Annotated in this window: 23 protein-coding genes; 6 read left to right on the forward strand and 17 right to left on the reverse strand. The window is 57.9% G+C overall.

What is annotated here, in order from left to right; translation table 11 throughout:
* Window positions 1-65 precede the first annotated feature (65 nt).
* The 9 genes from msbA to bamA form a co-directional block, all read right to left on the reverse strand.
* Window positions 66-1,811, reverse strand: coding sequence for a lipid A export permease/ATP-binding protein MsbA (msbA, locus tag NITLEN_RS12250; protein ID WP_121989908.1), 1,746 nt, complete (start codon window positions 1,809-1,811; stop codon window positions 66-68).
* Entirely contained in the window at window positions 1,799-2,932 is a 1,134-nt protein-coding gene (gene lpxB, locus NITLEN_RS12255; protein ID WP_121989909.1) for a lipid-A-disaccharide synthase, read from the reverse strand. Before lpxB ends, msbA begins: the two co-directional genes overlap by 13 nt.
* Before the next feature lie 97 nt (window positions 2,933-3,029).
* Window positions 3,030-4,007 carry a Gfo/Idh/MocA family protein gene (locus tag NITLEN_RS12260; RefSeq protein ID WP_245924480.1) on the reverse strand — a complete coding sequence of 326 codons (978 nt, stop codon included), beginning with the start codon at window positions 4,005-4,007 and terminating at the stop codon, window positions 3,030-3,032.
* Window positions 4,004-4,852, reverse strand: a complete 849-nt coding sequence (locus NITLEN_RS12265; RefSeq protein ID WP_245924451.1) for an LpxI family protein — start codon at window positions 4,850-4,852, stop codon at window positions 4,004-4,006. The genes NITLEN_RS12260 and NITLEN_RS12265 overlap by 4 nt, the downstream gene beginning before the upstream one ends.
* Window positions 4,849-5,664 carry an acyl-ACP--UDP-N-acetylglucosamine O-acyltransferase gene (lpxA, locus tag NITLEN_RS12270; RefSeq protein ID WP_121989911.1) on the reverse strand — a complete coding sequence of 272 codons (816 nt, stop codon included), beginning with the start codon at window positions 5,662-5,664 and terminating at the stop codon, window positions 4,849-4,851. Before lpxA ends, NITLEN_RS12265 begins: the two co-directional genes overlap by 4 nt.
* Window positions 5,665-5,688: 24 nt before the next feature.
* On the reverse strand, window positions 5,689-6,144 hold the full coding sequence (gene fabZ / locus NITLEN_RS12275) for a 3-hydroxyacyl-ACP dehydratase FabZ (RefSeq protein WP_121989912.1): 456 nt from the start codon (window positions 6,142-6,144) through the stop codon (window positions 5,689-5,691).
* Window positions 6,145-6,316: 172 nt separating this feature from the next.
* The gene (locus NITLEN_RS12280; protein WP_121989913.1) at window positions 6,317-6,859 is read right to left on the reverse strand and encodes an OmpH/Skp family outer membrane protein; all 543 of its coding nucleotides are present in this window, start codon (window positions 6,857-6,859) and stop codon (window positions 6,317-6,319) included.
* Between the two features lie 18 nt (window positions 6,860-6,877).
* On the reverse strand, window positions 6,878-7,429 hold the full coding sequence (locus NITLEN_RS12285; protein ID WP_245924482.1) for an OmpH/Skp family outer membrane protein: 552 nt from the start codon (window positions 7,427-7,429) through the stop codon (window positions 6,878-6,880).
* 28 nt (window positions 7,430-7,457) lie between these two features.
* A complete protein-coding gene (bamA, locus tag NITLEN_RS12290) occupies window positions 7,458-9,869 on the reverse strand; it encodes an outer membrane protein assembly factor BamA (RefSeq protein WP_245924452.1) in 2,412 nt (803 codons plus the stop codon).
* Window positions 9,870-10,108: 239 nt separating this feature from the next.
* Between bamA and galU the strand changes: the two genes are divergently transcribed.
* The 5 genes from galU to NITLEN_RS12315 all read left to right on the forward strand — a co-directional run bounded on the left by galU (window position 10,109) and on the right by NITLEN_RS12315 (window position 16,581).
* A complete protein-coding gene (galU, locus tag NITLEN_RS12295) occupies window positions 10,109-11,005 on the forward strand; it encodes a UTP--glucose-1-phosphate uridylyltransferase GalU (protein ID WP_121989915.1) in 897 nt (298 codons plus the stop codon).
* Window positions 11,006-11,084: 79 nt separating this feature from the next.
* Window positions 11,085-13,592, forward strand: coding sequence for an endopeptidase La (gene lon / locus NITLEN_RS12300; protein WP_121989916.1), 2,508 nt, complete (start codon window positions 11,085-11,087; stop codon window positions 13,590-13,592).
* A 10-nt stretch (window positions 13,593-13,602) separates the two neighbouring features.
* Entirely contained in the window at window positions 13,603-14,658 is a 1,056-nt protein-coding gene (thiL, locus tag NITLEN_RS12305) for a thiamine-phosphate kinase (RefSeq protein ID WP_121989917.1), read from the forward strand.
* The gene (locus NITLEN_RS12310) at window positions 14,651-15,145 is read left to right on the forward strand and encodes a DUF2062 domain-containing protein (RefSeq protein WP_121989918.1); all 495 of its coding nucleotides are present in this window, start codon (window positions 14,651-14,653) and stop codon (window positions 15,143-15,145) included. Before thiL ends, NITLEN_RS12310 begins: the two co-directional genes overlap by 8 nt.
* An 11-nt stretch (window positions 15,146-15,156) precedes the next feature.
* Window positions 15,157-16,581: an HD domain-containing protein gene (locus NITLEN_RS12315; RefSeq protein WP_121989919.1), complete on the forward strand. Its 1,425-nt coding sequence runs from the start codon at window positions 15,157-15,159 to the stop codon at window positions 16,579-16,581.
* A gap of 75 nt (window positions 16,582-16,656) precedes the next feature.
* Here NITLEN_RS12315 and NITLEN_RS12320 read toward each other — a convergent pair whose 3' ends face one another.
* Window positions 16,657-17,427, reverse strand: coding sequence for a hypothetical protein (locus NITLEN_RS12320; RefSeq protein WP_121989920.1), 771 nt, complete (start codon window positions 17,425-17,427; stop codon window positions 16,657-16,659).
* Window positions 17,428-17,636: 209 nt separating this feature from the next.
* On the opposite strand from NITLEN_RS12320, the gene NITLEN_RS12325 reads away from it, so the two are divergent.
* Entirely contained in the window at window positions 17,637-18,002 is a 366-nt protein-coding gene (locus NITLEN_RS12325; protein WP_121989921.1) for a hypothetical protein, read from the forward strand.
* A gap of 54 nt (window positions 18,003-18,056) precedes the next feature.
* Here the strand turns inward: NITLEN_RS12325 and NITLEN_RS12330 are convergent, their stop codons facing one another.
* From NITLEN_RS12330 to thiE, 7 genes are all read right to left on the reverse strand, one after another.
* The gene (locus tag NITLEN_RS12330; RefSeq protein ID WP_245924453.1) at window positions 18,057-19,052 is read right to left on the reverse strand and encodes a M23 family metallopeptidase; all 996 of its coding nucleotides are present in this window, start codon (window positions 19,050-19,052) and stop codon (window positions 18,057-18,059) included.
* Entirely contained in the window at window positions 19,049-20,425 is a 1,377-nt protein-coding gene (pafA, locus tag NITLEN_RS12335) for a Pup--protein ligase (RefSeq protein ID WP_121990171.1), read from the reverse strand. The genes NITLEN_RS12330 and pafA overlap by 4 nt, the downstream gene beginning before the upstream one ends.
* Before the next feature lie 68 nt (window positions 20,426-20,493).
* Window positions 20,494-21,180, reverse strand: coding sequence for a proteasome subunit alpha (gene prcA / locus NITLEN_RS12340; RefSeq protein ID WP_121989922.1), 687 nt, complete (start codon window positions 21,178-21,180; stop codon window positions 20,494-20,496).
* Window positions 21,181-21,182: 2 nt separating this feature from the next.
* Complete coding sequence (gene prcB / locus NITLEN_RS12345; protein WP_121989923.1) at window positions 21,183-22,007, reverse strand: proteasome subunit beta; 825 nt, start codon at window positions 22,005-22,007, stop codon at window positions 21,183-21,185.
* A 27-nt stretch (window positions 22,008-22,034) separates the two neighbouring features.
* On the reverse strand, window positions 22,035-23,534 hold the full coding sequence (gene dop, locus NITLEN_RS12350; RefSeq protein WP_121989924.1) for a depupylase/deamidase Dop: 1,500 nt from the start codon (window positions 23,532-23,534) through the stop codon (window positions 22,035-22,037).
* A 15-nt stretch (window positions 23,535-23,549) separates the two neighbouring features.
* A complete protein-coding gene (arc, locus tag NITLEN_RS12355; RefSeq protein ID WP_121989925.1) occupies window positions 23,550-25,319 on the reverse strand; it encodes a proteasome ATPase in 1,770 nt (589 codons plus the stop codon).
* Between the two features lie 100 nt (window positions 25,320-25,419).
* Window positions 25,420-26,085, reverse strand: coding sequence for a thiamine phosphate synthase (gene thiE, locus NITLEN_RS12360; RefSeq protein WP_121989926.1), 666 nt, complete (start codon window positions 26,083-26,085; stop codon window positions 25,420-25,422).
* Between the last annotated feature and the right edge of the window lie 90 nt (window positions 26,086-26,175).

Raw genomic sequence — 26,175 nt, forward strand, 5'->3', positions numbered from 1 at the left:
CCTCGGGGTACGTTGAGGGTCTGAACGATGCGAGAACGCTGCTGGCGGATACTTTCAGCATCCTGTTAAACATTTGTCACGTCCTGGAACTGCATGGCATGCAGCCGCTGATACAGGCCGTTGTGCCGCAAGAGCTCTTCGTGCGTGCCGATCTCAGCCACCCGGCCACGGTCCAGCACCACAATCCTGGTGGCATTCTGCACGGTCGAGAGCCGATGAGCAATCACCACCGTCGTGCGGTTCTTCATCAGATTGGCCAGCGCCAGTTGCACGATGCGCTCCGATTCCGTATCGAGCGCGGATGTCGCTTCATCCAGAATCAGCAACGGAGGATCGCGCAAAATCGCCCGGGCAATGGCCACGCGCTGGCGCTCGCCACCCGACAGCTTCACACCCCGTTCGCCGATCGTCGTCTGGTAGCCCTCAGGCAGCCGGGCAATAAAGTCATGCGCGTAGGCCTGCTTGGCGGCCTGCTCGATATCCGCCGCGCTCGCGCCCGGGCGTCCGAACGCGATATTGCTGGCAACCGTGTCGTCGAACAACACCACATCCTGCGAGACGATGCCGATCTGCGTGCGCAGCGATGCCAAGGTATAGGACTCCAGCGGCGCGCCGTCGAGAAGAATCTGCCCGCTTGTCGGCTGGTAAAATCTCGGCAACAAACTCACCAGCGTAGACTTCCCGCTGCCGCTGCTCCCGACCAACGCCACCATTTCACCGGTACGAATGGCCAGATCAACTCCCGTCAAGGCCGGCGTCGTCTGCCCGCTGTAGCTCAGCGACACCCCGCGCAATTCGATCCGGTCGGAAATCCCCTGGCAGACGAGCGTACCCCGGTCCTGCGACTGCTCTGTCGGCAGGTCCAGCACTTCAAACACCCGCTCCGACGCAGCCAGAGCTTGTTGAATCAGGTTGTTGACCCCGGCTAATTTTCGAATCGGCGTATAGGCCATGAACATCGCCGTCAGAAATGAAAAGAAGGCCCCCGGCGTCATGTTGCCATGGAGCACCAGGTAGCCGCCGTACCAGATGATCACGGCCACGCCGACCACTCCGATCACTTCCATATGCGACGACCCAATCGACCACACTTGATTGGCCTTCAGCGTCGTACTCAAAAAGGCTCGGTTGCTCAGTTCGAATCGGGCGGCCTCTGCCTCTTCGCGACGGAAGGCTTTGACCATCCGAATCCCGGACAATGTCTCCTGCACGGTCGACGACATGTCCCCCATCCGTTCCTGTCCGCTGGTGGCCAGCGCGCGAAGGCGGCGGCCCATACGGGACATCGTCACCACGGCGAGCGGGATGACGATGATCGACAAGCCCGCCAGTTGCCAATTTTGGTAGACGATGACGCCGAGCATGACGATAAACGTCAGCGCATGCTGAAACATATCTTTCAGGACATTGGAGACGGCATTCGCCATCAACCCCACGTCGTTGACGACGCGCGACACCAACCGTCCGGAGGTATTGGCGTCATGGTAACCGACCGGCAACCGCATAACATGGAGAAACAGCGCCTGACGAATATCGGCGATCACCCGGTTGCCGACATAATTCATGAGATAGGTTTGCCCGTAGCTGAACAGGGCTTTGACGATCGACACCGCCAGGAGCGCGAGCGGCAGCACCAATAAGAGCGATTCATCCTTCTCGATGAAAATACCGTCCAGCACCGGCTTGACCAGCCAGGCATAGACGCCGGACAGCGCCGCGACCATGCCGGAGCACACAATAGCGGCGAGAAACCGGCCCCGATAGGGCCGAACATATTTCAGCAACCGAAGGAATCGATCTACGCTCGACATGCGTCCAATACCACCTGAGCGGCTCTGCGGGAAGCGCCGGGTTGTCCGAGGCTCGCTTTCACCGCCTGCAAGCTCCGCTTCATTTCATCATACGCGGCCTGATCATGTAATAGCCGATGGACTTCATGATACACCCTCGCGCCCGTGGCTTCATGCTGAATTAATTCCGTCACGACCGGCCGGCCGGCCACCAGATTGACCAATCCGATCCACTTCACTCGAATCAGCAACCGGGCCAGCCGATAGGTCAACCAGGAATGCGCTTGATAGAACAGCACCATCGGCGTCCCGACAACCGCCGCCTGTAACGTCGCGGTCCCCGATGCCACACAGATGAGATCGGCGGCCGCCATCACTTCGCTCGCCTGCTCCGGAACCACCGTCACCGCCGCCGAACTTTTTTCGAGCAGCGGCCGGATCAGATCATCGGCGATCGTCGAGGCCTGGGGCATGAGAAACTGCGTCGTCGGATCGTCGCGCAGCAATCGCTCCGCCGCATCCAGCAGGATCGGGAGATGCAGCCGCACTTCCGCCGACCGGCTTCCCGGCAACAGCGCGATGACCCGGCCGGTCGGCTGTAGACCAAATTGCTCGCGCAGCTTCGCCTGATCATAGTACGGGGCGACGGCATCCAGCAGCGGATGGCCAACAAAGGTACAGGGCAAACCGACCTGACGATACAGCTCAGGTTCGAACGGAAGAATCACCATCACCTGATCGACCCGCTGTTGAATATATTTCATGCGGCCCGGCCGCCAGGCCCAAATCTGCGGTGCAATATAGTAGATCACCCGCAGCCCGGCCGACTTGGCAAACCAGGCATAGCGCAGATTGAGCCCGGGATTGTCGATGAAGACCACGGCGTCCCAGCGTTCAGATCTCAGCAATCGGCGCATGGCGGCAAATCGGCGGATGATCGCCTTCAGCGCCGAAAAGCCGACGATACCCATCACATCAAGATGGCCGAAGCCTTCCACCAACTGCACGCCCGCGGACTTCATTGCAGCCCCACCGACACCGACTAACCGGACGGCGGGATCGAGCTCGCGAAGTGCCCGTGCCAGGTTGGCGCCATGAAGATCGCCGGAGGCCTCTCCGGCTACGATCAAAATCTGCGGCATCGATAGTCTTTCATCTTGAGCATCGAGTTATTCTGAATCGCCTGTGCCAGAGAGCCATTCGATCATGAAAATCACGATGCCGACAGCCGCCGCTGGGCTAGGATGATTGGCGCGCGGCATGTTCCGCGATGGCGGCCAAAATCTGGTGCGCCACGTCCAGCGCTGCGGCACCGTCCTCACCGGAGACCTCGGGCCGCGACCCCGAGCGGATGGCCTGGACAAAGGACTCCAACTGGAGCTTGAGCGGCTCGTCGGTATTCCCCTGAAACGTTTCGGTGCCGAGTTCAGGCGGTGCGCCGGACAGGATGCGGCGCCGTACAATCACCGCTTGACGGGTTTGGAAATCGATTGAGAGATAGTGATCGCGCTGAAACAACCGCAACCGGCGCATCTTGTTCATCGACACGCGACTCGCCGTGAGATTCGCGACACAGCCGCTGCTGAACTGAATCCGCGCCTGGGCAATATCGATGGTTGGAGAAAGGACCGCGACACCGGAAGCACGCACCTCTTCAACCGAACCAAGGCCAAAGGACAACACCAGGTCGAGGTCATGAATCATGAGATCCAGCACGACGTCGACATCCGTCCCGCGCGGGCTGTAGCTACTCTGCCGATGCCCCTCAATAAACGCTGGGCGCTGGATGTGTGGCCGCATCAGCCGCATGATCGGATTGAAGCGTTCGCTGTGTCCGACTTGTAACCGGCACCCCTTCGCCTTGGCCAGGGCCACCAATTCATGCGCCTCAACCGGCTGCACGGCAATCGGCTTCTCGACCAACACATGCGTGCCGGCTTCGAGACACCGCTTGGCCACGGCAAAGTGCGAGGAGGTGGGCACGGCCACACTGACCAGATCGACTGCTTTCAATAATTCTTCAGGACTACGATAGAACTGGGCGGCATGGCGTCCGGCGATTTCTTGCCCGCGCTCAGGACTCTGATCGGTAACTCCGACAAGCGTCACGCCTGGAATGGAGGCATAGAGGCGCGCATGATGCTGCCCCAGATGTCCGACGCCGATGACGCCGGCCCGCAAGACCTTCACTGCATTCCCTTTCCCTTGTTCACTCAGGCTTTGATCGGTTCGAGATGCTTGATCCCGATCACGGCAATGCCGGCCTGGCGCGCCTTTTCCAACAACAACTCCCGGTCGAGCATCACGGTCCGCCCGGCTTCCACCGCTAAGACCGTCGCGTTCACTGACGCCATGACTTCGATCGTTCGCGGCCCGATGGCCGGGAGATCGAACCGGAGATCCTGTTGCGGCTTGCACCGCTTCACGACGATCGCGCCGTCTTTCGCCAATTCACCGCCCCGTTTGATCGCGCCATCGGTCCCTTCGACCGCTTCGACTGCCACCACGACTTTGTCTTTGATCACGACGCATTGACCGATATCGAGACGCCCCATTTCATAGGCCATCTCCCAGCCATAGCGAATATTCTCCCACTCTTTTTTGGATGGCTCACGAGAGGCGAGCGTCCCTTCTTCGACAAGGATGCCTTCAAGGCCGAAGGTGGACTCACAAATCGTAATCCCTTCCCGCTCGATCTCCGCGGCAATTTCCCTGAGGATGTCGTCGTCTTTCCAGAGCGCGACCCGCGCGAACAAGGCCAGCGCCCGCAAGTCCGGCCGCACGGTCGTAAAGACATGCGTCTTCTTGACGCCCCCCAGCATGACCACGCGCTTCACGTTGTCGCTCTTAAAGGCGTTGATCAGCTTATTGAGCTGCCCGATCTTCACCCAATGGATGCTATCGACATGCTGTTCGAGTTCAGGCTCCGCCTCTCCCACATGCGCGACGGCCGACACAAAGTAGCCCAATTTCTTGGCATTGTCGGCAAAGATAATCGGAAATCGCCCGTTCCCGGCGATTAGCCCGATCCGCTTGTCTTCGTTGGGGATTGAGGCAGTCACGCGGATTCATCCTCGTCGCCCTGATCCTTCCCGATCGAACGGGAAATTCCACGCTTGGTGGCTTCCATGAAGGTCAGGATCTGGGCCACATCCGCCTGATCGTTGAACTCCGCCCGGGCCAGCTTGATCGCTTCGGCGGATCGATGGCCCTGGCGGAATAGCAGATCGTAGGCCTTCTTCAACACCGAGATTCGCTCGCCGGAAAATCCGTGGCGGCGCAATCCGATCGAGTTCAATCCGTAGAGTTTCGACCGATACCCGCCGGCGGCCCGCGTAAACGGCGGCACATCCTGGACGACTCCGCAGCATCCTCCCACCATGGCATAGGCCCCGATGCGCACGAACTGATGCACACCCGTCAACCCGCCGATGATGGCATGATCGCCGATGGTGATGTGCCCGGCCAGACTGGCGGCATTCGCGAGAATCAGCTGATTCCCTAAGCGGCAATCGTGGGCGACATGCACATAGGCCATCAAGAAATTCTTATTGCCGACGGAAGTGAGCCCCCCACCCTGCACCGTCGCGCGATTGACCGTGACATATTCCCGCAGAATATTGTCGTCGCCGATGACCACCCTGGTCGGTTCCCCTTTATAGCCCAAGTGCTGGGGCGGACCGCCGATAGACGAGAAGGGATGCAGCTCGTTCCGCTCGCCGATCTCGGTCCACCCGTCGACCGTCACGTGAGAAAGCAGCTTGGTTCCCTTCCCGATCGAGACATGCTCGCCGACCAGACAAAACGGTCCGACGACGACATCCTCCGCCAATTTCGCACCCGGATGTACTATTGCTGTCGCATGAATCTGCACGCCAGACCTCCGCAAATGGCCCCGTTATGGCCGCGACTCTGTTTTCTCTTCCGTCACCATGGCCGTCACTTCCGCTTCACACACCACATCGTCATCGACATAGGCTTTGGCCTGCATCTTCCAGAAGGGCGCCCGCTTCTTGATCACGTCCACCTCAAACCGCAGACGATCCCCCGGCACCACCGGCTTCCTGAACTTTGCGCTGTCGATGCCGGTCAGATAGACGACGGGCCGACCGGTGACCTGCACGGACTTAAAGGCCAGCACGCCGCCGACCTGCGCCATCGCTTCCAGGATGAGCACCCCCGGCATCACCGGCCGCCCGGGGAAATGGCCTTGAAAGAAGGGCTCGTTGATCGTCACGTTCTTAATCGCCACGATTCGACGGTCGGGATCCAACTCCAGCACCCGATCAACCAGCAGAAACGGATACCGGTGCGGGAGTAATGCTTGAATCTCTGCCTGCTCCATCACTGCCATGCCGTTGCCTCCTCTGTTCCCTCTTGCGCCACGACTACTTATTCTGGCTGTCGAATTCCTTCACGATGCGGTCTGTCACGTCGAGCGCGGGCTGATAGTACAACACAACCCGCACCATGGCATCGCTGCCCTTTGCCGGGAAAGTCATGATAGCCAGCCTTCTGCGCCACCACTATTTATTCTGACTGTCGAATTCCTTCACGATGCGATCTGTCACATCCAGCGCGGGCTGATGGTACAACACAATGCGCACCATGGCATCGCTGCCCTTGTCGAGGATGGCGTGAAAGCCCTCCTTCTGCGCCACCACTTGCGCGGCCGCCGCGATCTTCTTGGCGTACTCCGTCACCATCTCGCGCTGTTTTTGCTGTACTTCCCGGTTAAAGTCGGCCAACCGGCGCTGATACGCTTCCAGCTTCGTCCGAAACTGCTCTTGCTTTTCCTGCTTCATCGCCTCGCTCAGCTTGCTGCTGGAATCCTGCATCGACAACTCCAGATCCTTCAATTCCTGATCGTCCGCGTTGACGATTTTCTGCCGGGTCAGCGAGTAACTCTTCATCTCTTCCAACGCTCGTTTACCGGCCGTGGATTTCTCCATAACCGCCTGTTGATCCATCACCCCGACCTTAAAGGCCTCCGCCGCAACGGCCGCATGGGTGAACCACAGGCTCGCTGCCAGCACCCCGAGCATCCCGATCACGCGCTGTCGTTTCATACAATCTCTCTCCTCCTGCTAGGGATAGTCCCGATTGAACTCTTCAATCACCTGATTTGAAATATCGAGGGCGTCCTCGCGATAGAGCGTCACCCCGCCCTTGCTGCTGTCCACGACAATCTGCAGAGCCAGCCGCTTCGCCACCTTGCCGACCACCGCCTCGATCTTATCGCGGAACCCGTCCATCACATCTTTTTGCTTCTCCTGCACTTCCCGGTTCAGCTCCGTCACCTTTTGCTGATACTCCTGCATGCGCCGGCGAAACGCTTCTTCCCGTTCACGTTTCGCCGTGGGACTGAGGACGCTGGCCTGCTTGACGAAATCTTCCTCCATCCGGCGCAGCTCTTTTTCATCGAGCTCGATCAGAGTCTGTCGATTCTTGGAAAAGGCCGCGAGATTGTCCTTGGCTTTTTTCCCGGCATTAGTATCGGACAGAATTCTGGCGGGGTCCAAGACCCCGATCGTCCCCCCGACTTTGGCGCCAGCGCCTGCACACCCACTGACGGTCAGGACGATGACGGCGAGAAATGCCGCACACGTGTTCCGCCGCCGATTCCTCGTTGCGACCATGCTTGTCACACCGCCCCCTCCATGCTCATTAGAACAGTGACCCGATCGTAAACTCAAACACTCCGGTCCGTTCTCCGGTCCGCGGAGCGAGATTAAGCCCATACGCGACGCGCAACGGTCCGAAGGGGGAAATCCATCGCCCTTCGACACCGACGGACTTCCTCAGATTCAGCGAGAGCGGTTCGTTGTCGTCGAAGCCTCGCCCATAATCGAAGAAGACCACCCCGTTGAGTTTGGCATCGGCTGAAATCGTAAAGATATAGTCAAAATTGAAAATCAATTGTTTTGAGGCTCCGATGATCGTGTACAGGTTCGGCACGACCGGACCGGCCTTACCAAAGACAAACCCGCGCATGGTATTGATACCGCCGACAAAGAACCGCTCAGTGAGTGGAATATCTTTCCCGTTCATGCCCTCGACGACTCCAAATCTGGCGCGCGCCGAGAATCTGGTGTCGAACGGCAACGGCGTATATTTCATGATATCGATCGTGTATTTGTAGAAGTTGTTCGACCCGCCCAGCATGGGCGTGCCAAGATCGAACCCGCCGCCGACCCGCCATCCGCTCCGGGGATCGAGATAATAGTCCCGAGTATCCCTGAACAACGTGGTCCGGAATCCGGTCGTCGTCTGACTCCCCAATTGCCGGCAAATCAGCGGCAGCAAGTCCGGACAGAGCCCCGGCTGCGGATCTTTGAATTTCAGCTGTTCCGCCACCAGACTGACACTTCCGGTCACATACTCGGACAGCCACCGGCCGAAGGTCACGCTGGCGCCTGACTTTTCCTCAAAGTAGGAGATATAGTTCGTCATGCTGCGATAGACATCGAGCTGAACCGAGGTCAGGCTGTCATTCAAATAGGGATTGCGGAACGTGATCAGACCGAGGGACCGTTGCTGACCGAGCTGCCCGCGGACACGGCCCATATACCCGTTGCCGCCGAGATTCCCCTCGGTGATATCGGCAATGGCCACGAGCTTGTCTAGGGTGCTGAATCCGCCGCCGATACTGAACTGGCCGGTAGGCTTTTCCTTGACCCGCACATTCAGATCGACCTTGTCCGCATCGACTTGCGCGGGCAGGATTTCAACGGTCTCGAAAAAATTCAGGTTGTTCAGCCGCTGAAAACTTCGCTTCAGTGAGGGCGTGTCGATGACATCCTGCTCGTCAACACGGATTTCCCGGCGGATGACGTTGTCGCGGGTCTTGTCGTTGCCATTGATATTGATCTGCCGGATCCGCATCATCTCTCCCTCTTTAATGGTGAGAATGATGCTGGCGGTGCGTTCCTCGTTGTTCGGATTCACGTTTGGCACGACATCGGCAAACGCATAGCCCCTGCTGCCGTACATGTCCGTGAGACGCGTGATCTCATCCCGGATCTTGGCCCGTTGAAAAATCTCACCATCTTTGATCTTCAGTTTTTCACGAAGCTCCGCATCCTCGAAGACGGTGTATCCGCGGAATCCCACCTCCGCCACGGTAAAGGGTTCGCCCTCCGATACGGAGTATGTGATGATGAACCACTTCTTGTCTTCCGTCAGTTCCACCGTGGGCAATCCGACCTGCACATTCAAGTAACCCTTATTCAACAGGACTTCCTTGACTCGCTCGACATCGTTCGCCAACTCATCCTGTTTCAGAATACCGGCGTCCGACACGAACGAGGGCATCTTCAGTTGCGTGAACAGCCCATACCAGGGAATCCACTCACGCGTGGCCGTGACCTTGAACACCTCTTCTTTCGTCGCCGCGCGCATGCCCTCGAAGACGACGGCCTTCACCCGGGCCTTGTCCCCTTCCTTCACAAAGAAGGTCAGGCGCTTGCGGTCTTCGTCCAACGTCTGCACGACCGGGATCACCTGCGCGTTGTAATACCCGTCCTCCTGATAGGCGAGACGAATTTTCTCGGCGCTCTCTTTGGCTTGCTGCTGATCCAGAAAAGATTGACTCTTGATCGTGGTCTTTTCTTTCAGCTTATCGTCACTTAGATTTTCATTCCCGTCGTACACAATCTCCGTAATGAAGGGCTTCTCCCGGACGACAAACGCCACCGCCGTGCCGCCCTCATCCGTGTCGGTCTCGACCTGCACATCCTCAAAAAACCCCGTATCGTACAGAACTTTGACTTGCCCACGAACTGTTTCCGGCGTGTAGTGGTCACCGACCTTGAGGGTCAGACGTCCGGCGATCGCGGGCAGCTCGATCCGCTTATTGCCACGAATCTCGATGGTCTTGACCTTCAGGCCAGTCACCTGTGCAACCGCATCCCCCACCACCAGGCAGGAGAGGATGAGCGCCAGCATCACGACACACCATTGCAACTTGCCATACCCGCTCAACAACACAAACCCAGATCCCCCTGCCAATATAGTGTAGACGGCCACGATGTTCTGAGACCGTATCCGAAACTCCCGCAAGGCCTGAGCCGAAGTCATGTCACTCGGCCGATCCTAATTCTGAGGAACCACCTTCGCGGCGCGTCTCTCGGTAAGAGAAACCGCCCCGCACGTTTGCTATGCAGGCCGATGCGACCCGTGACGCAAAACTCTCGGATTATATTGAGCCCTTTCCATGATGTAAAGAAATATGGCGGCGTCACAATCGCTGCGCGCAGCGACCGGGAAAGGTTGCCCGTTTCTTGACATCACTTCACCCATCACATACTATCCCACCGATGTCATCGCACACCGTCAGAAAAGCCATTATCCCTGCGGCAGGCTTGGGCACTCGCTTCCTCCCCGCCACAAAAGCTTCCCCCAAAGAGATGTTGCCGCTGGTCGATAAACCGCTGATCCAATACACAGTTGAAGAAGCCGTCGCCTCAGGCATCGAAGACATCATCGTCATCACGGGCCGAGGCAAGCGCGCCATCGAAGATCACTTCGACCGCTCCGTCGAGCTGGAAGAAAATCTCAAAGGGACCGGCAAGTCCCAGATGCTCAACCAGATCCGTCAGATTTCGAACCTCGCGAATTTTTGCTATGTCCGCCAGTCCGAAGCCTTGGGACTGGGCCATGCCGTGCTCTGCGCGCAACATCTGATCGGTGATGAACCGTTCGCGGTCATCCTCGGAGATGAAATCATCGACGCCCAGGTCCCGGCCCTCGCCCAACTCATCCACGTATACAAGAAACGCCATGGGGCTGTGCTGGGTGTACAGGAAGTCCCGAAACAAGACGTCGGCCGCTACGGAATTGTCACGCCGACGAAGCTTGGGAAAGGCCTGCATCGCGTAGACGACCTGGTCGAAAAGCCGTCGCCGGCCGAGGCGCCGTCCAGGCTCGCCGTGATTGGACGCTACATCCTTCCGCCGGAAATTTTCCCCATCTTACGAAAGACGCGCCCGGGGAAAAACGGAGAGATTCAATTGACCGACGCGTTGAAAGAACTGGCAAAAAAATCGCCGATGTACGCCCACGAGGTCGTGGGGCACCGCCACGATGCGGGAGACAAGTTGGGATTCTTAATTGCAACAGTAGAATTTGCGCTCAAGAACCCTTCCCTCGGACCAGAGTTTCACGAGTACCTCGCAAACAGAATGCGTCCGGCTACGGGCACTCGCCGTACCTGATTGCAGGACGACCACCGCCGCAACGCCGGGTGGATCACCGCTCGTTTGGAACACCAACGCAGAAAAGGGCAGATGCTCCATGACTGACTCGATCGAACAAGACCTTCAGCCTCCGCAAAACGTAGAAGTCCCGGACCAGCTTCCGCTGCTGCCCGTTCGCGATATTGTCGTCTTCCCCTATATGGTCTTGCCGCTGTTTGTGGGGCGCGAGATGTCCATCAAGGCCATCGAAGCGGCCCTCGCGGGCAACCGCATGATCTTTCTGGCCACCCAGAAAGCCCTCGACGTCGAGAACCCGACACCCGACGACATTCATGCGATCGGCACCGTCGGCATCATCATGCGCATGCTCAAGCTGCCCGATGAGCGGATCAAGATTCTCGTGCAAGGCATCGCCAAGGCCAAGGTCACGAATTATATTCAATCCGACCCCTACTACTCCGTGCGCATCGACAAAATTCCCGACACCAAGATCACGGCGTCGACGCTGGAGTCCGAGGCCGTCATGCGGACGGTCAAGGAACAGATCGAACGGATCGTCAGCCTGGGGAAAGTCTTGATTCCTGACGTCATGGTCGTCATCGAAAATCTGGAAGAGCCCGGACGCTTGGCCGACATGGTGGCCTCGAACCTCGGACTCAAAGTCGACGTCACGCAAAGTGTGCTGGAGCTTTCGGACCCGATCCAACGGCTCCGCCGGGTCAGCGACATTCTCGGCAAAGAGATCGAAGTCCTCTCGATGCAACAAAAGATTCAGGCGCAGGCCAAAGGCGAGATGGACAAAACACAGCGGGAATACTTCCTGCGCGAACAGCTCAAAGCGATTCAGAAAGAACTGGGCGAGCTCGACGAGCGGGCGGAAGAGGTCACGGAGTTCCGGAAACGGATCGCCGATGCCAAGATGCCTGAAAAAGTCTTGAAAGAGGCGGAGAAACAGCTGAAGCGGTTGGAAAAGATGCATCCGGATACCGCCGAGTCCGCCACGGTCCGCACCTATCTCGAATGGATGGTCGAGTTACCCTGGTCGAAACGATCCAAAGACAATCTCGATCTCAAAGCCGCCGCCCGGGTGCTCAATGAGGATCACTACGACCTCGAAAAGGTGAAAGAGCGCATCCTCGAATATCTGGCCGTTCGGAAACTCAAAGAGAAAATGAAAGGCCCGATCCTCTGCTTCGTCGGCCCTCCGGGCGTCGGGAAAACGTCGCTGGGAAAATCTATCGCCAAAGCCCTCGGACGGGAATTCGTCCGCATCAGTCTCGGCGGCGTGCGCGATGAAGCGGAAATCCGCGGCCATCGCCGTACCTATGTCGGCGCGCTCCCGGGCCGCCTGATCCAAGGCATGAAGCAAGCCGGCACGGCGAACCCCGTCTTCATGCTCGACGAAGTCGACAAAGTCGGCATGGATTTCCGTGGGGACCCTTCAGCCGCGCTGCTTGAAGTCTTAGACCCTGAACAAAACAATGCGTTTACCGACCACTACCTCGGGGTCCCGTTCGATTTGACCGAAGTCATGTTCATCACGACGGCTAACTTGATCGATCCGATTCTTCCGGCCCTCCGCGACCGGATGGAGGTCATCGAAATTCCCGGCTACACCGAAGAAGAAAAGCTGGGCATCGCGCAAACCTATTTGATTCCCCGCCAGCTGACCGAACACGGCATCACCACCAAGCATGTGAAGGTGAGCGACCCCGCGCTGCGGCAGATCATCACCAACTATACGCGTGAAGCCGGCGTCCGCAATCTGGAACGCGAAATCGCGAATGTCATGCGGAAGGTCGCGAAGAAGGTCGCCGAGGGGAAAGGCCAAGGATTTCCCGTCACCCCAGCCAACCTGAACAAGTACCTGGGCGTCCCCAAGTATGTGCCGGAAGCGGAACTCGAAAAGGATGAGATCGGCGTTGCGACAGGACTGGCCTGGACCGAGTCGGGCGGCGATGTGCTCTACATTGAAGCCACGGCCATGAAGGGGAAGGGCCAGCTGACGCTCACCGGGCACCTCGGAGACGTCATGAAGGAATCCGCCCAGGCCGCCCTCAGCTATGTGCGGTCACGGGAAAAAACGCTCAATCTCAATCCAGACATGTTCAGTAAACAGGATCTCCATATCCATGTTCCGGCCGGAGCCATCCCGAAGGACGGTCCCTCTGCCGGCATTACGATGGCCACCGCGATTGCCTCGGCGCTGTCGGGTATTCCCGTCAGGCGAGACTTGGCGATGACCGGTGAAATTACCTTACGCGGCCGCGTCATGGCCATCGGAGGACTCAAAGAAAAAATCCTCGCGGCCAAGCGGGCCATGCTCACGACCGTGATCCTCCCGCGGCGAAACAAGAAAGACTTGGAAGAAATTCCCAAGCACATCTTAAAGGGCATTCAGCTGCACTTTGCCGACACCATGGACGATGTCATGAAGGTCGCCCTGCGACGAAAACCGAAGACACCGGCGGCGCCTAAGAAAATCTCCGCACCCTCGGCAGCGGCGAGGAACAAACCCTCGCGGGCACAGAAGAGCCGAAAAACCGCCGGAAGCCGAGCCGCACGGGCCACGATCATGGCCTTACCCGCTCACCTCCGGCCATAACGTTGGACCTATGGCCAGCCGGAAGGCCACGCAACCCATCCATGAATTTCCGCTCATCCGGCAACTCCAGCGCCGGTATGAGCGGCGTAGTCCGTTAGTCCGGAAAGGCATCGGCGACGATGCTGCGGTTGTCTCGATCCCCGCCGGCGACTGGGCCGTTCTCACGACCGACCTCCTGACCGAAGGCATCCATTTCGATCTGCGTACAACCACACCAATGTCGATCGGCCATCGGGCAGCCATGGCTAATTTGAGCGATGTCGCGGCCATGGGCGCCACCCCACGCTTTCTTCTCGTATCGCTGGCGATTCCACCCACGCTCCGCGCAGACGATATTCACGCCCTCTATCGAGGGCTTATGTCGGCATGCGGGCAGCACCAGGTACACCTGATCGGCGGCGACACATCAGCCTCGCGTCAGGGCCTGTTTCTCAGTCTCACCCTGTTCGGCACCACGCCAAAGAACCGCGTCTTGTTTCGAAGCGGAGCGCGAAGCGGAGATGGGATCTACGTCACCGGCACGCTCGGAGATTCTCTGGCGGGACTCCGGCTCCTCACAAATCGCCGCCCCTCCCAGCAAGGAACAGCCTTAAAAAAGAAGGCCCGCGATTTCTTGATCGACCGGCATCGGCATCCGACCGCACGAGTCCAGGAAGGCCTTTGGCTCAACCGAACCCAACTGGCAACCGCCGCGATCGATCTCTCCGATGGCCTCTCCGGTGATCTCCGCCATGTATGCGAGGAGAGTCAGGTGGGTGCCGACATCGCTCTCGCAACACTCCCCATTTCACCGGCCTGTCGAGCCTATGCCGATGCGCACAAAATCGATCCCGCCACACTCGCACTGGCAGGCGGGGAAGACTATGAACTTCTTTTTACCGTAGCGGCAGACGACGAGCAGAAGCTGGAGCGTCAGGCCCGATCCAGAGGATTCCTGGTCACCAAGATCGGCAGGATCCGTCCCCGCCGATTCGGCCTACAGTCCCTTGCTTCCGATGGCACCAGGACGCCATTACCAATTACCAGCTATCGCCATTTCACCTCACGAATGAAACACAGTGGGTGAGCGTACGTCCTTCCGCACGCTCCTTCGCCAAGTCCTGCATCTTCAGGAGCCGCCTCAGCGTACAGCCTTGGCCTTTGCGCTCGGCGTGTTCGTGGCCTTTTGCCCGGCCTACGGCTTTCACATGATTCTCGTCGGCTTGTTCACCTGGCTATTCAGGCTCAATTTCGTGGCGCTGCTAGCCGGGGCACTGATCAACAATCCCTGGACCATTGCCCCCATTCTGGGCCTCACTTACTGGAGCGGCGCCTTGCTGATCGGCCAAACCGATACGCCCGCATTCGACTGGCAGGACCTCAGCTTCAGCGGACTCTATCAACAAATGCTGCCCTATGCCCTGCCATTTACCCTGGGAGGCATCGTCCTGAGCCTCGTCGGATCGCTCCTGGCCTATCCAGCCGCGTGCTATTTCATTTCCAAATATCGCCGTTCCTGTTCCCCTTCCCCATGCGACCCCGCGCCATTGCCGCCCCATGATCCGCTGCGTTAAAATACAGGCCTGTGATACAACCGATCGACGAACCCCTCAATGCTCCCTATGACGGCTCCGCCCTCATCGCCGATCCGATCCACAAATATGTGTCGTTCACCGTCCCCTATGCGACGCCCGATCCGCACGAGCGCACTGAAAAAGATCTGATCGATTCACCCTGGGTCCAGCGGCTCCGCTATATTTATCAACTCCAGAGCGCGCGCTGGGTCTACCCCTCGGCGGAACATACCCGGTTCGTCCATTCGCTCGGGACGATGCACGTGGCCGGCCGATTCGCCCGGCACCTCTATCCCTATCTCAAGAAAGTCGTGAAAGAGGTCCCGTCGGCCAACTATGTCGAAGAACTCCTGCGGGTAACGGCCTTGGTCCATGACATCGGCCACGGCCCCTTTTGCCACTTCTTCGACGACAACTATCTCCACGGCTTTCACCTCACACACGAAAAACTTGGGCAAATCATTGTCCGTGACCATCTCGGCGCCATTATTCGGAAAATCAGGCGCAGCCCGTCAGGTCCCTTCGACAAAGGCGAGGAGCTGAATCCCGATCAGATCGCTCATCTGATTCTGAAAGAAAAGGGGAAGGACAATTCCAAAATCCCGCGCTGGCTCGACATGCTGCAACCGGTCATCTCCGGAAGTTATACCGGCGACAACCTGGACTATGTCCTCCGTGACTCGTACATGTGCGGCGTGGCTGTCGGCCCCGTCGATCTGACTCGACTGATCCACTACACCATCATCACCGACAAAGGATTCACCATCCACAAGACCGGCCTTCCGGCCTTGCAAATGTTCCTGAACACCAGAATGTATCTCTATTCCAACGTGTATTTTCACCGCACGACCCGAGCGATCGACATTCATCTGCGAGATATTTTCGGGGACACAATGAAGCTGCTCTTCCCGAACGATCCGCGCAAAAAAATGGACGACTATTTACGGCTCACAGACTGGTCGCTGTTAGAAGAAGTCCGCCAGTGGACAACATCCCGCCAGAAGGCACGCCGCAGGCTCGGCCAGGAATGGGCGCGTATCCTGGATCGCGATGTGAAATGGAAAATGGCTTACAGTACGGCGTTGAAAGAGAAGGGGCAGGAACGGGGCATGGCGTTCCCGAGTCACGAGCAATTTGCGCTGCAAATTGTCAAAGAGCTTCCTAAGGAGCTGAGGAAAGTTGAGTTTCGGGTCGACATGGCCCCGCTCGACCCGAGGCCGGATCCGAAAGATCGCCGAGGCAATCCGCTCTATGTCTACGATCCCGGGACCAGACTGGTCTCAGCCGAACCGCTGGAAGAATTTCTCGACTTGCTTCCGACGCGCCTGATTCAATTCAGAGTCTACGGGTTGGATCACCGCCATGACGCAGCCTTGTCACGTGCCACCGCCACCGTCCTCAACAAGACGCCCTCCAGCCTCGAATCCAACTACTAGCCGGATCTCCGCGTCTCGGCAACTCTGTACGCGTTCCCTCGCGACCACACGATCCAGAGTGCGCAGATAATTCGTTCAGGCAGGCATCTTCAGCGGCAGGCCCTTCAGCAGTTGCGTTTTCTTAGTCCGCATCATCTCACGCTGCTCATCGGAGGGGAAATGCGGCCCTCGCCGGTTGGTCGGGAAGCGCGCTTCAAACCGTTCGGTCAGCTCAAGCGCTTCAGCCGCTTCGCCCGCTCTGATCAACAATTGCGTAAGCCGAAGATAGGCCGGCACCAGCAGCATGAGATGTCGAATCTCTTTGGCCTGATCGACGACGAAGCGATACCCTGCGACCGCCACATCCGGATTCACTTTCTCATAACACATGGCTTCAATGATGTGGATGCCAATCCGGTCCGTATCCGCGCTGATGCTGCGTTCCCACTGTCCATTTACCATGGCGCGCATTTCTTCAGGCGCCAATTGAACGCTTTTCCTGCCTCTGAGATTTGCCCGCAACCGCTCCAACACGCCCCTGGCCTCAAGCCATCCTCCGTACAGACCGACGAGGATACTGGCGCAGGGCACCGTGCGTTTGCACTTTCCACCCAACGGGGAAAATGACCGCTTCGCAACTTGCGACGATGAAAACACTCGTCCGTTCGCCTCAGAACAAACCTCGCAGATGTGATCATCATCGGCCGTCACGAAAAAGTACATGCGAATTCCCGAGCGATCGAAGATATCGACCGCAAGAATCCGTCCGGCCATAATCTGCATTTGGTAGTACTGCCAAATGACCAGGAGGGCAAGAATGGCCACCAGATAGAACGTAATATCAGGTATCGCGATGCCGTCGAACATCTCATCCTCCTTGCCGTCCAACTACGTATTTTTCTGACAGTAGCATTGATGCACATCGGCACCTAGGAGAAACTCTTTTCTTTCTGCCCTCGCGTGCAAGCCATGCACGATCTTGTTTTGTGATTTCTCTGTCTCCCTGCCCAGCCGATACGGATAATAGCTATCAGGCCGAAAGGTGTTCGCCAGACAAACCGCCTGAAGGAGGAACCATGCTGATCCATTTCAGAACCCATCTCGCCGTCTGGGGAGTGCTTGCGTTGCTCGCATTCCCCTGCTCCGCTCAAGTGGGAACGGGAGAGGCCGCCAAGATTCTGAACAACATGCCTCCCGATCTCTTTGCAAAAGTTCAAGCCCTTGCCCAGCAGCTCCAGCAAAGCATCAAAGAGGGCAAACTATCAGAAGCGGAAGTCCAGCAGGGTATGATGTCCGGACATCTGGCGGAGAAATTGAAAGGCTTGAACCCTCAGGCCGGACAGCTCCTGAATGAAATCAGCGATGCCATGAAAAACGGCCAAGGCCCTGGTGAAACAGCGCTCATGCCGCTGCTGGGAGGATTAGGAATCTCGCCGAATTAATCTGCAAAGAAGCTCAATCAGACGCGGCAGAAACACTGTTGAGCGACACGACTGCTATGGGGGCGATAAACCTACACCGGATGTCGGCTTCGTCACTGTCTCAGGGGCAGCCGACTGAATGGCTCCCTTGAACGGCAGGTCCAGCAGCGCGTACGGATTCACGCGGGCGCCGTTGAGCTTCACACCCCAGTGCAAATGCGGACCGGTCGCCCGGCCGGTGGCGCCGACCTTGCCGACAACCTGGCCGGCTTTCACCTGATCACCCTCTTTGACCGACACCTCTGAGAGATGGAAGTACATGGAGTAGAAGCCGAGCCCATGATCCACATAGACACCTTTGCCGGAGAAAATATGATCGACGGTCAACCGCACCACCCCGTCGTTCGTAGCCAGCACATCGGTTCCCATAGGAGCGCCGATGTCTTCCCCATTGTGGGGATTCCTGGCCTGGCCGTTCATGATCCTCACGCTGCCGAAAATCCCAGTGCGCTTGCCGCCGACCGGCTCCTGAAAACCGCCCTGCCAGAGTTTCACGCGTGAATCATCAGCCAGCGCCGTTTTCACCTGTTCTTGTTCGGCTTTCCACCGGGCCAGTGCTTTCTCGTCCAGATCCACCTTCTCTTTCGGCAGCTTCAAATGCTCGACTCGAAACTTTTCTTTAACGACCAGCACATTCAGGCTGACATGCTTCGTCTGGTCGCCGGTCTTGATGTCCACCGCCAATTCATGCGTCCCGGGCTCATCCTGCATATCGAGGCCCAGCAATCCGACATACCCCGGCGCTTCGCCGCTTCGCGGGTCCAGAAAGAGCGAGAGGGTTCGTCCCATGAACGTCCCGCGGACTTCTGCTTGGGGATCGTCTCCGGGCACTTTGACCAGCACGATCTGTCCCTGTCTCCCGCTGTATTGTCCGTCCGCCCCCTTCGGCGCCGGCGGCGACCCCGGAACGAGTTCAATCGGGAAAATGCTCGCAATCAAGACCATCGCGGTGAGAATCATGCGATCGAATTGCGACGCGCGCTGTTGAACGGCTTGAATCATGGCCTTCATCGAGAGAACCTCGTTCCTGAGACTTGTGACACTAACTCTTCGACCCGCCGGTTCGTGGCACTGAACGGATCCATACACAAAATCGTCTCTTCCCAATACCCGTTGAGTTTGAGATAGGTCCAGTCCACGGTATACGACCGATTCTTGGCCCTGGCAAACCGGATAAAATCGCCCCGCACCTTGGCGCGCGTGGTTTGCGGCGGCGTCGACATCGCCCGCTGCACCGCGTCCTCTTCCACAACCCGCTCAATGAGCCCCTTGGACTCCATGAGATAATAAAGGCCCCGCGTGCGTTTCACATCATGGAATTGCAAATCCAGCAGATACACACGGGGATCATCCCACCCACAGCCCTTTTTATCGACATACGACTGAATAAGATGCTTTTTGGTCACCCAGTCCACCTGATGGACCAACTGCATCGGATCATCCTCCAACCGATCCAGTAACGTCGCCCATTTGTGAAACACATCGTCGTGAACCGGATCATGCTCCTGCTGAGCTAAATACTGCTGCGCGCGATCGAGATAGACCCGCTGGATTTCGATGCCGGTCAACTGCCGCCCGTCATCCAGCTTCACTTTTTTCTTCAAGGTTGGATCGCGAGAAATCTCCCGAATCGCTTTGACCGGATCTTCCAACTCCATCCCCTGCACGGCATACCCGGCTTCGATCATCGAGAGTACCAGCGCAGCCGTGCCGACCTTCACATAGGTGACGAACTCCGACATATTGGAGTCCCCGACGATAATGTGCAGCCGGCGGTACCGTTCCGCATCGGCATGCGGTTCATCGCGCGTATTGATGATGCTGCGAGAGGACGTGGTGGAAGACGACGTTTTCTCGTGTATATGCTGGGCGCGCTGAGAAATGAAATATTGCGGTTTCCCAGATACCTTCAGCACTTTCCCGGCTCCGCCGTAGACTTGCCGGGTGACGAAAAATGGAATCAGCTGTTCCGTGACCTTCCAGAAATCCACGTCACGCCGCATCAGAAAGTTTTCATGACAGCCATAGGTATTCCCGAGTGAATCCGTATTGTTCTTGAAGATGTAGATTTCGCCCGACAGGCCTTCTTCACGCAACCGTTCTTCCGCCGCGGGAAGACAGGCCTCCAGCAACCGCTCCCCGGCTTTATCGTGGATGACGAGATCGAGAATATTATCGCACTCGGGCGTGGAGTATTCGGGATGACAGCCGGTGTCCTGATAAAACCGGGCGCCGTTGACGAGGAAGGCGTTGGAAGGCCAGCTGTTGGGGATCAGACCTTCAAAGATGTAGCCGAGGACTTTTTCCATCGGCAGATAGATGCGCCCGTTCGGCGAGAAGATCAGGCCGTACTCGTTTTCCAGGCCGAAGATCCGCTGTTTTATAGAACCGGGGGATAGCATGGAAGATTACAACACAATACAGGGCCCTAGAGCGAGCTTCGACTTCCGCATCAGGCTGTCAGGAGTTGCTGGACTTCAACCGGCGTGAGCCGCCTGAACTTGCGGCCGGTGCGGGCTCGTTCGAGCACGGCCACTTCCAATCCTTCAGGGTTGAGTTTCTGATTGGCTGTCTGTTCCAGCGCAGACACGCAGAAACCCAGCGCGGCCTTGAGAGACGGGGGAGGACCGGCCACCTTGTCCTTCATCGCCGCCAACACCGCCTCCGACCGGCCGCCGATGACGGCGACAGTCTTTTCATCGATGATGCTGCCGTCGAAGGAAATACGATAAATTTCGTTCGCATGGCTGTTCAGTCCCACCTGGACCACCAGAATTTCTACTTCCAGCGGCTTCATTTCCTGGCTGAAGATAGTACCGAGACTTTGCGAATAGCCGTTGGCCAGCGACCGAGCCGTGACATCTTCCCGGCTATACATGAAGCCCTTCAAATCGGCATGGCGGATGCCGGCCTTTCGAAGATTCTCAAACTCGCTGTACTTCCCCGCCCCGGCAAACGCGATACAGTCATACACTTCGGAAATTTTATGAAGCGACGCACTGGGATTGTCCGCGGTGAACAACACCCCATCCGCATATTCCATGGCAATGCTCGAACGGCCCTTGGCGATGCCCTTTTTGGCATACTCCGCCTTATCCTGCATCATCTGCTCGGGAGACACGTAATAGGGCATCGGCATCGTTACGTCTCCTTCGAGCGGCGGGCGGCCAACAACACGTCATAGACCGCCCGAATCTTGTCGTTCGGCACATCCGTGATCCCCTGCGCGGTCACGAACTTGGCGGTCGGATAGATCCCCCGCACCAGATCGGGACCACCGGTTCCCACATCATCGTCGGCGGCATTGTAGAGCGACATCAGCGCGAGCTTGAGGGCCTCGGCTTCCGGGAGTTGGCGTTGAAAATGTTCGCGCATCGTATTCCGCGCATCCTTTCCGCCTGACCCGATCGCATGATAGTCGGACTCTTCATACCGCCCACCGGTGATATCATACTTGAAGATGCGCCCTTCACCTCGCTTGAGATCATAACCTACGTAAAGCGGCATCACGACGAGCCCTTGAAACACCATGGGCAAATTCGCCTTCACCATTTGGCCGAGCTTATTGGCCTTCCCTTCGCATGACAGCGACATCCCCTCCAACTTTTCGTAATGCTCCAGCTCGGTCTGAAACAGTTTCGCCATTTCGATGCAGGGCCCGGCTGCACCGGCAATCGCCATGGCCGAATACTCATCGATCTTGAACACTTTCTCGATCCGGCGGTCCGCAATTTGAAACCCTTCTGTCGCCCGGCGGTCACCGGCGATCACGACACCCTGCTGATACTTAATGGCCAGCACCGTCGTGGCCTGCGGAACCGTCAACGCGCCGCCCCCTCGTGGTGACTCCTGGGTGCCGGGAAACCCACCGCCGCTGGTTCCTCCCAGCGTCAGCCCGGGATATTGCTTGGAGATAAAATCGAAGAAGCTCGATTCATCGTGATTCGGCAAAAAAGGAAGATTCATATGTGGCGCGTAACGCGGCTCCCTGGGTTAGGCTTTCAACTTGGCGACAAGGGCTTCGGCCGTCGGACAACTCTCCAGCAGCGCACCCGTCATGGCTTCCGTGCCCCGGCTCGGATCCATCAACGGGATCCTGGTAATGGTCGGATTCCCGAAATCGAACAGCACCGAGGTCCAGCTGACCCCATACAGTGAGGCGGCAAACTTGGCCGCACAACGCCCGCGGAAATAGGCGCGCGTCCCCGGAGGCGGCATGGTTTCCGCGCGAACAATTTCAGCCTCACTCACAATGCGCTTGACCAGGTTTCCCCGCTCAAGCGTGTAGAAAAGCCCCTTGTCCGGCCGCACATCATGATACTGAAGGTCCATGAGCTTGGCTCGCGGATCCGTCCATCCGCACCCTTTCCGATCCAGGTACGACTCGATCATATGGCGCTTGGCGACCCAATCCAACTCATCGACCAGCAACCGTGGATCCTTCTCCAGACAATCCAGGACATGTTCCCATCGATGCAAAACGTCCTGCATGATCTCCGTGGTTGGATGGGTCGCGTAATACGTCTTCGCCGCGCTCCAGTAGGCTCGTTGAATCGCCACCGCTGTCGTCGGCCGGCCGTTCGCGAGCTTCAAGGACTGTTTCATATCCAGATCGCGAGACACCTGCTTGATCGCGCGAACCGGCTCGTCCAACTCAATCTGTGGAAGATCCGCACCCGCTTCCAGCAACTCCAACACCATGCTCAACGTTCCCACCTTGAGATAGGTGGACAACTCCGCCATGTTGGCGTCACCCACAATCACATGCAGCCGCCGATACTTGCTGTATTCGGCATGCGGCTCATCCCGCGTATTGATGATGGGCCGCTTGACCATCGTGTTGAGATCGGCCAGGCATTCAAAAAAGTCGGCACGCTGGGAAATCTGGTACTCGGCGGGATTCGTCTGATTCTCGGCGCCGACCTTCCCGGCTCCGGCCACAATCAACCGGGTCACGAAAAACGGCGCCAGCACGCGGAGGATGCGATCAAACGGGACGGAACGGGCGACGAGATAGTTCTCGTGATACCCGTAGCTGTTCCCTTTGCCGTCGGAATTATTTTTATAGACGACGCACTGTTCACGACCGCGCGCGCGGGTCAATTCAGTGAGGCTCTTGGCAAGGATCCGTTCTCCGATGCGTTCGAAGGCCACCACTTCCCTGGGGTCCGAGCATTCCGGAATGGAATATTCAGGGTGCGCTCCGTCGACATAGAGACGGCCGCCGTTCGCTAAAACCTTATTCAGCTGGCGATTGTACTCAGGGTTGGGGCGTTCTCGTTCTCCCTCCACCTCGAAGCCCCGCGCGTCCAAGAGGGGATTTTCGTTTTCATAGTCCCAAATGGCGTCGGGAGCCGGCAACCCTGGGTAGTGGCCGATCACGGCAATCGACCCGGCCACGGGATCCGATAGTGCCGCATCCTTGGCTGCAATACCGAACTCGGTTTCCGTGCCGATCACGCGGGAGAAATTCGTCGACGGCTGGTCTTGCATAGAATAATGACAGGACTAGAGGTAATGGCCCGTGGTTACGGTTTCAATCTGGCGGGACTCCGCCGGCCCGCCGCTGATCGTGCGGAGATGCACGATCTTTTCGCCTTTCTTACCGGCCACCTTCGCCCAGTCATCGGGATTAGTCGTATTCGGAAGATCTTCATGCTCCTTGAACTCTTCGCGAATGGCCCGGATGAGGTCCTCCGAACGAAGCCCGACCCCTTCCTTTGCAATGGCCCGCTTCACTGCGTATTTCTTGGCGCGGGAGACAATGCCCTCAATTAACGCGCCGCTCGCGAAATCCTTGAAGTAGAGCACTTCCTTCTCCCCATTGGCGTAGGTCACCTCGATGAACTTATTCTCCTCGGACGCCGCATACATCGCATCCACGGTCAGCGTCGTCAGTTTTTCAACCAGTGCGTTCCGATCGCCGCCGTGCTGCGCTAACTCCTCCGGCGCAAAGGGCAATCCTGTGGAAACATACTTTGAAAAAATATCCCGAGCCGCTGTGGCATCCGGACGACCGACTTTGACTTTGACATCCAGCCGCCCCGCACGCAGCACCGCCGGATCGATAAGGTCCTGCCGGTTGCTGGCCCCGATCACGATGACGTTTCGCAACCGTTCCATCCCGTCAATCTCGGAAAGGAACTGCGGCACAATTGTCGACTCGATGTCGGACGAAATCCCCGTGCCACGCGTCCGGAATAGGGCGTCCATTTCGTCAAAGAACACAATGACCGGATTGCCCTCCGCCGCCTGCTCCTTCGCCTTTTTGAACACTTCACGCACCTGCCGTTCCGATTCGCCGACATATTTATTCAGCAGCTCAGGACCCTTCACATGCAGGAAGTAGCTCCGGATTTGCTTTCCCGTGAGATGGCCCAGTTTTTTGGCAATCGAATTGGCCACGGCCTTGGCGATCAACGTCTTTCCGCAACCGGGAGGGCCATAGAGCAACACGCCTTTAGGAGCGCTCAGTTTGAACTCCGCAAACAACTCGGCGTAGAGGAACGGCAATTCGACCGCATCGCGCACATGCTCCAATTCCGCCTGAAGCCCTCCGATATGCTCGTAATCGACATCCGGCACTTCTTCGAGCACCAGATCTTCGGCCTCGGACTTCGGCAGCTTTTCGATGACATGCCCGGATCGCGGATCGTACAGCAGATGATCGCCGACGCTGAGCCGCTCGGCCAACAGCGGATCGGCTAGCTCTACGACTTTCTCTTCATCGAAATGCAGCGTAACCAGCGCGCGGCCGCCCTCCAGCACGTCTTTGAGCCGCACCACCTCGCCTTGCACGTCGAAGCCCTTCGCCTCAATGACATTCAGCGCTTCGTTCAACACCACTTCCTGCCCGCGACGCAACGTCTTCCCATTGACGGCAGGGAACAGACTGACCTTCATCTTCCGCCCGGACACGAACACGTTGGCCGTGCCGTCGTCATTCATGGAGGAATAGATCGCGTAAGAAGAGGGCGGCGCCGTCAGCTTCTCAATCTCTGCGCGGAGCGCTTCGATCTGAGCCTTGGCTTCCTGCAACGTCGCAACGAGCTTGTCGTTCTGTTTGGTGACGTGGTCGAGTTGGTAGCGGGATTGATATAGCCGACGGATCTCTTCTTCCATCGACTGAATTTGAACGCGAAGCTTGTCGACTTCGCGGGCATGGTCGTCGTTTTTTGAAATCACGTCCGCTTTCCCCTCTGACAACCGCTTCGTGATTTGCTTCACGGAATCTCGGAGGGACCGGATTCGGCTCGAACCGCTCTTCTTCTCTGCCATGTGCCTACTCGCCGTAACGCTAGAACAGCGCGCGCACTCGCATCTTCAAGCCAGTGAACGGATTCTAACACCCGACCTGGGGGTGGTCAACTACACGAGTTCACCGTGCATGCGAGTCATCGCGCGGATCAGACGGCCACGCGGTCCGAACTGCCGACTGCATATCGGCGGTGACGTTCCCGACATCCGCTCGGCCAAGAATTCCACCGATCATCGCCACGCCGAATGCCCCCGCGTCACGCACGGATTCGATTCGTTCGCGTGTGATGCCGCCGATGGCGAACACCGGGACCGATGAATGGCGGCAGGCATCAGCCAGCACCGCGAATCCCAGCGGATCACCGAACTCCCGCTTCGATGGCGTCTCAAAGATCGGGCCGAGGATCACGTAGTCGGCCCCGTCATCGCCGGCCTGGCGCGCTTCTGCGACTGAATGCGCCGACACTCCGATGAGCCGATGCCGCCCCACGACTCGGCGCGCGGCCGAAACCGGAAGACTGCTGGCGCGAAGATGGACCCCGCCGAGATCCAATGCCACCGCCAGATCAACACGATCATTGATGAGCAACGGAACGGCACGCTCTTGCGTCACGGCACGAATCTGCTGCGTCAATGACAGGAGTTCCCGGGTCGGAAGATCACGCTCACGCAACTGGATTGCCTGCACACCGGAAGCCACCGATTCCCGCAGAGCACTCTCAAGCGAGCGTCCGTGAACCAACGACCGATCCGTGACCAAGAGCAGGCGGAAATTAACAGGCAGCATGGGGCAAGCGGCAACACACCTGAGCGGACAAATCAACGCGACGGCGGACGCCACTCCCAAGAAGCCGCTCCGCTATCGCTACTCGACATT

This window comes from Nitrospira lenta, assembly GCF_900403705.1.
Lineage (GTDB): Bacteria > Nitrospirota > Nitrospiria > Nitrospirales > Nitrospiraceae > Nitrospira_D > Nitrospira_D lenta.

Bases quoted from the DNA above. Each gene is read 5' to 3' on its own strand.
- msbA (WP_121989908.1), bottom strand. From the start codon at position 1,811: ATGTCGAGCGTAGATCGATTCCTTCGGTTGCTGAAATATGTTCGGCCC.
- lpxB (WP_121989909.1), bottom strand. From the start codon at position 2,932: ATGCCGCAGATTTTGATCGTAGCCGGAGAGGCCTCCGGCGATCTTCAT.
- fabZ (WP_121989912.1), bottom strand. From the start codon at position 6,144: ATGGCAGTGATGGAGCAGGCAGAGATTCAAGCATTACTCCCGCACCGG.
- NITLEN_RS12280 (WP_121989913.1), bottom strand. From the start codon at position 6,859: ATGAAACGACAGCGCGTGATCGGGATGCTCGGGGTGCTGGCAGCGAGC.
- NITLEN_RS12285 (WP_245924482.1), bottom strand. From the start codon at position 7,429: ATGGTCGCAACGAGGAATCGGCGGCGGAACACGTGTGCGGCATTTCTC.
- bamA (WP_245924452.1), bottom strand. From the start codon at position 9,869: ATGACTTCGGCTCAGGCCTTGCGGGAGTTTCGGATACGGTCTCAGAAC.
- galU (WP_121989915.1), top strand. From the start codon at position 10,109: ATGTCATCGCACACCGTCAGAAAAGCCATTATCCCTGCGGCAGGCTTG.
- lon (WP_121989916.1), top strand. From the start codon at position 11,085: ATGACTGACTCGATCGAACAAGACCTTCAGCCTCCGCAAAACGTAGAA.
- thiL (WP_121989917.1), top strand. From the start codon at position 13,603: ATGGCCAGCCGGAAGGCCACGCAACCCATCCATGAATTTCCGCTCATC.
- NITLEN_RS12320 (WP_121989920.1), bottom strand. From the start codon at position 17,427: ATGTTCGACGGCATCGCGATACCTGATATTACGTTCTATCTGGTGGCC.
- NITLEN_RS12325 (WP_121989921.1), top strand. From the start codon at position 17,637: ATGCTGATCCATTTCAGAACCCATCTCGCCGTCTGGGGAGTGCTTGCG.
- NITLEN_RS12330 (WP_245924453.1), bottom strand. From the start codon at position 19,052: ATGAAGGCCATGATTCAAGCCGTTCAACAGCGCGCGTCGCAATTCGAT.
- prcA (WP_121989922.1), bottom strand. From the start codon at position 21,180: ATGCCGATGCCCTATTACGTGTCTCCCGAGCAGATGATGCAGGATAAG.
- prcB (WP_121989923.1), bottom strand. From the start codon at position 22,007: ATGAATCTTCCTTTTTTGCCGAATCACGATGAATCGAGCTTCTTCGAT.
- dop (WP_121989924.1), bottom strand. From the start codon at position 23,534: ATGCAAGACCAGCCGTCGACGAATTTCTCCCGCGTGATCGGCACGGAA.
- arc (WP_121989925.1), bottom strand. From the start codon at position 25,319: ATGGCAGAGAAGAAGAGCGGTTCGAGCCGAATCCGGTCCCTCCGAGAT.
- thiE (WP_121989926.1), bottom strand. From the start codon at position 26,085: ATGCTGCCTGTTAATTTCCGCCTGCTCTTGGTCACGGATCGGTCGTTG.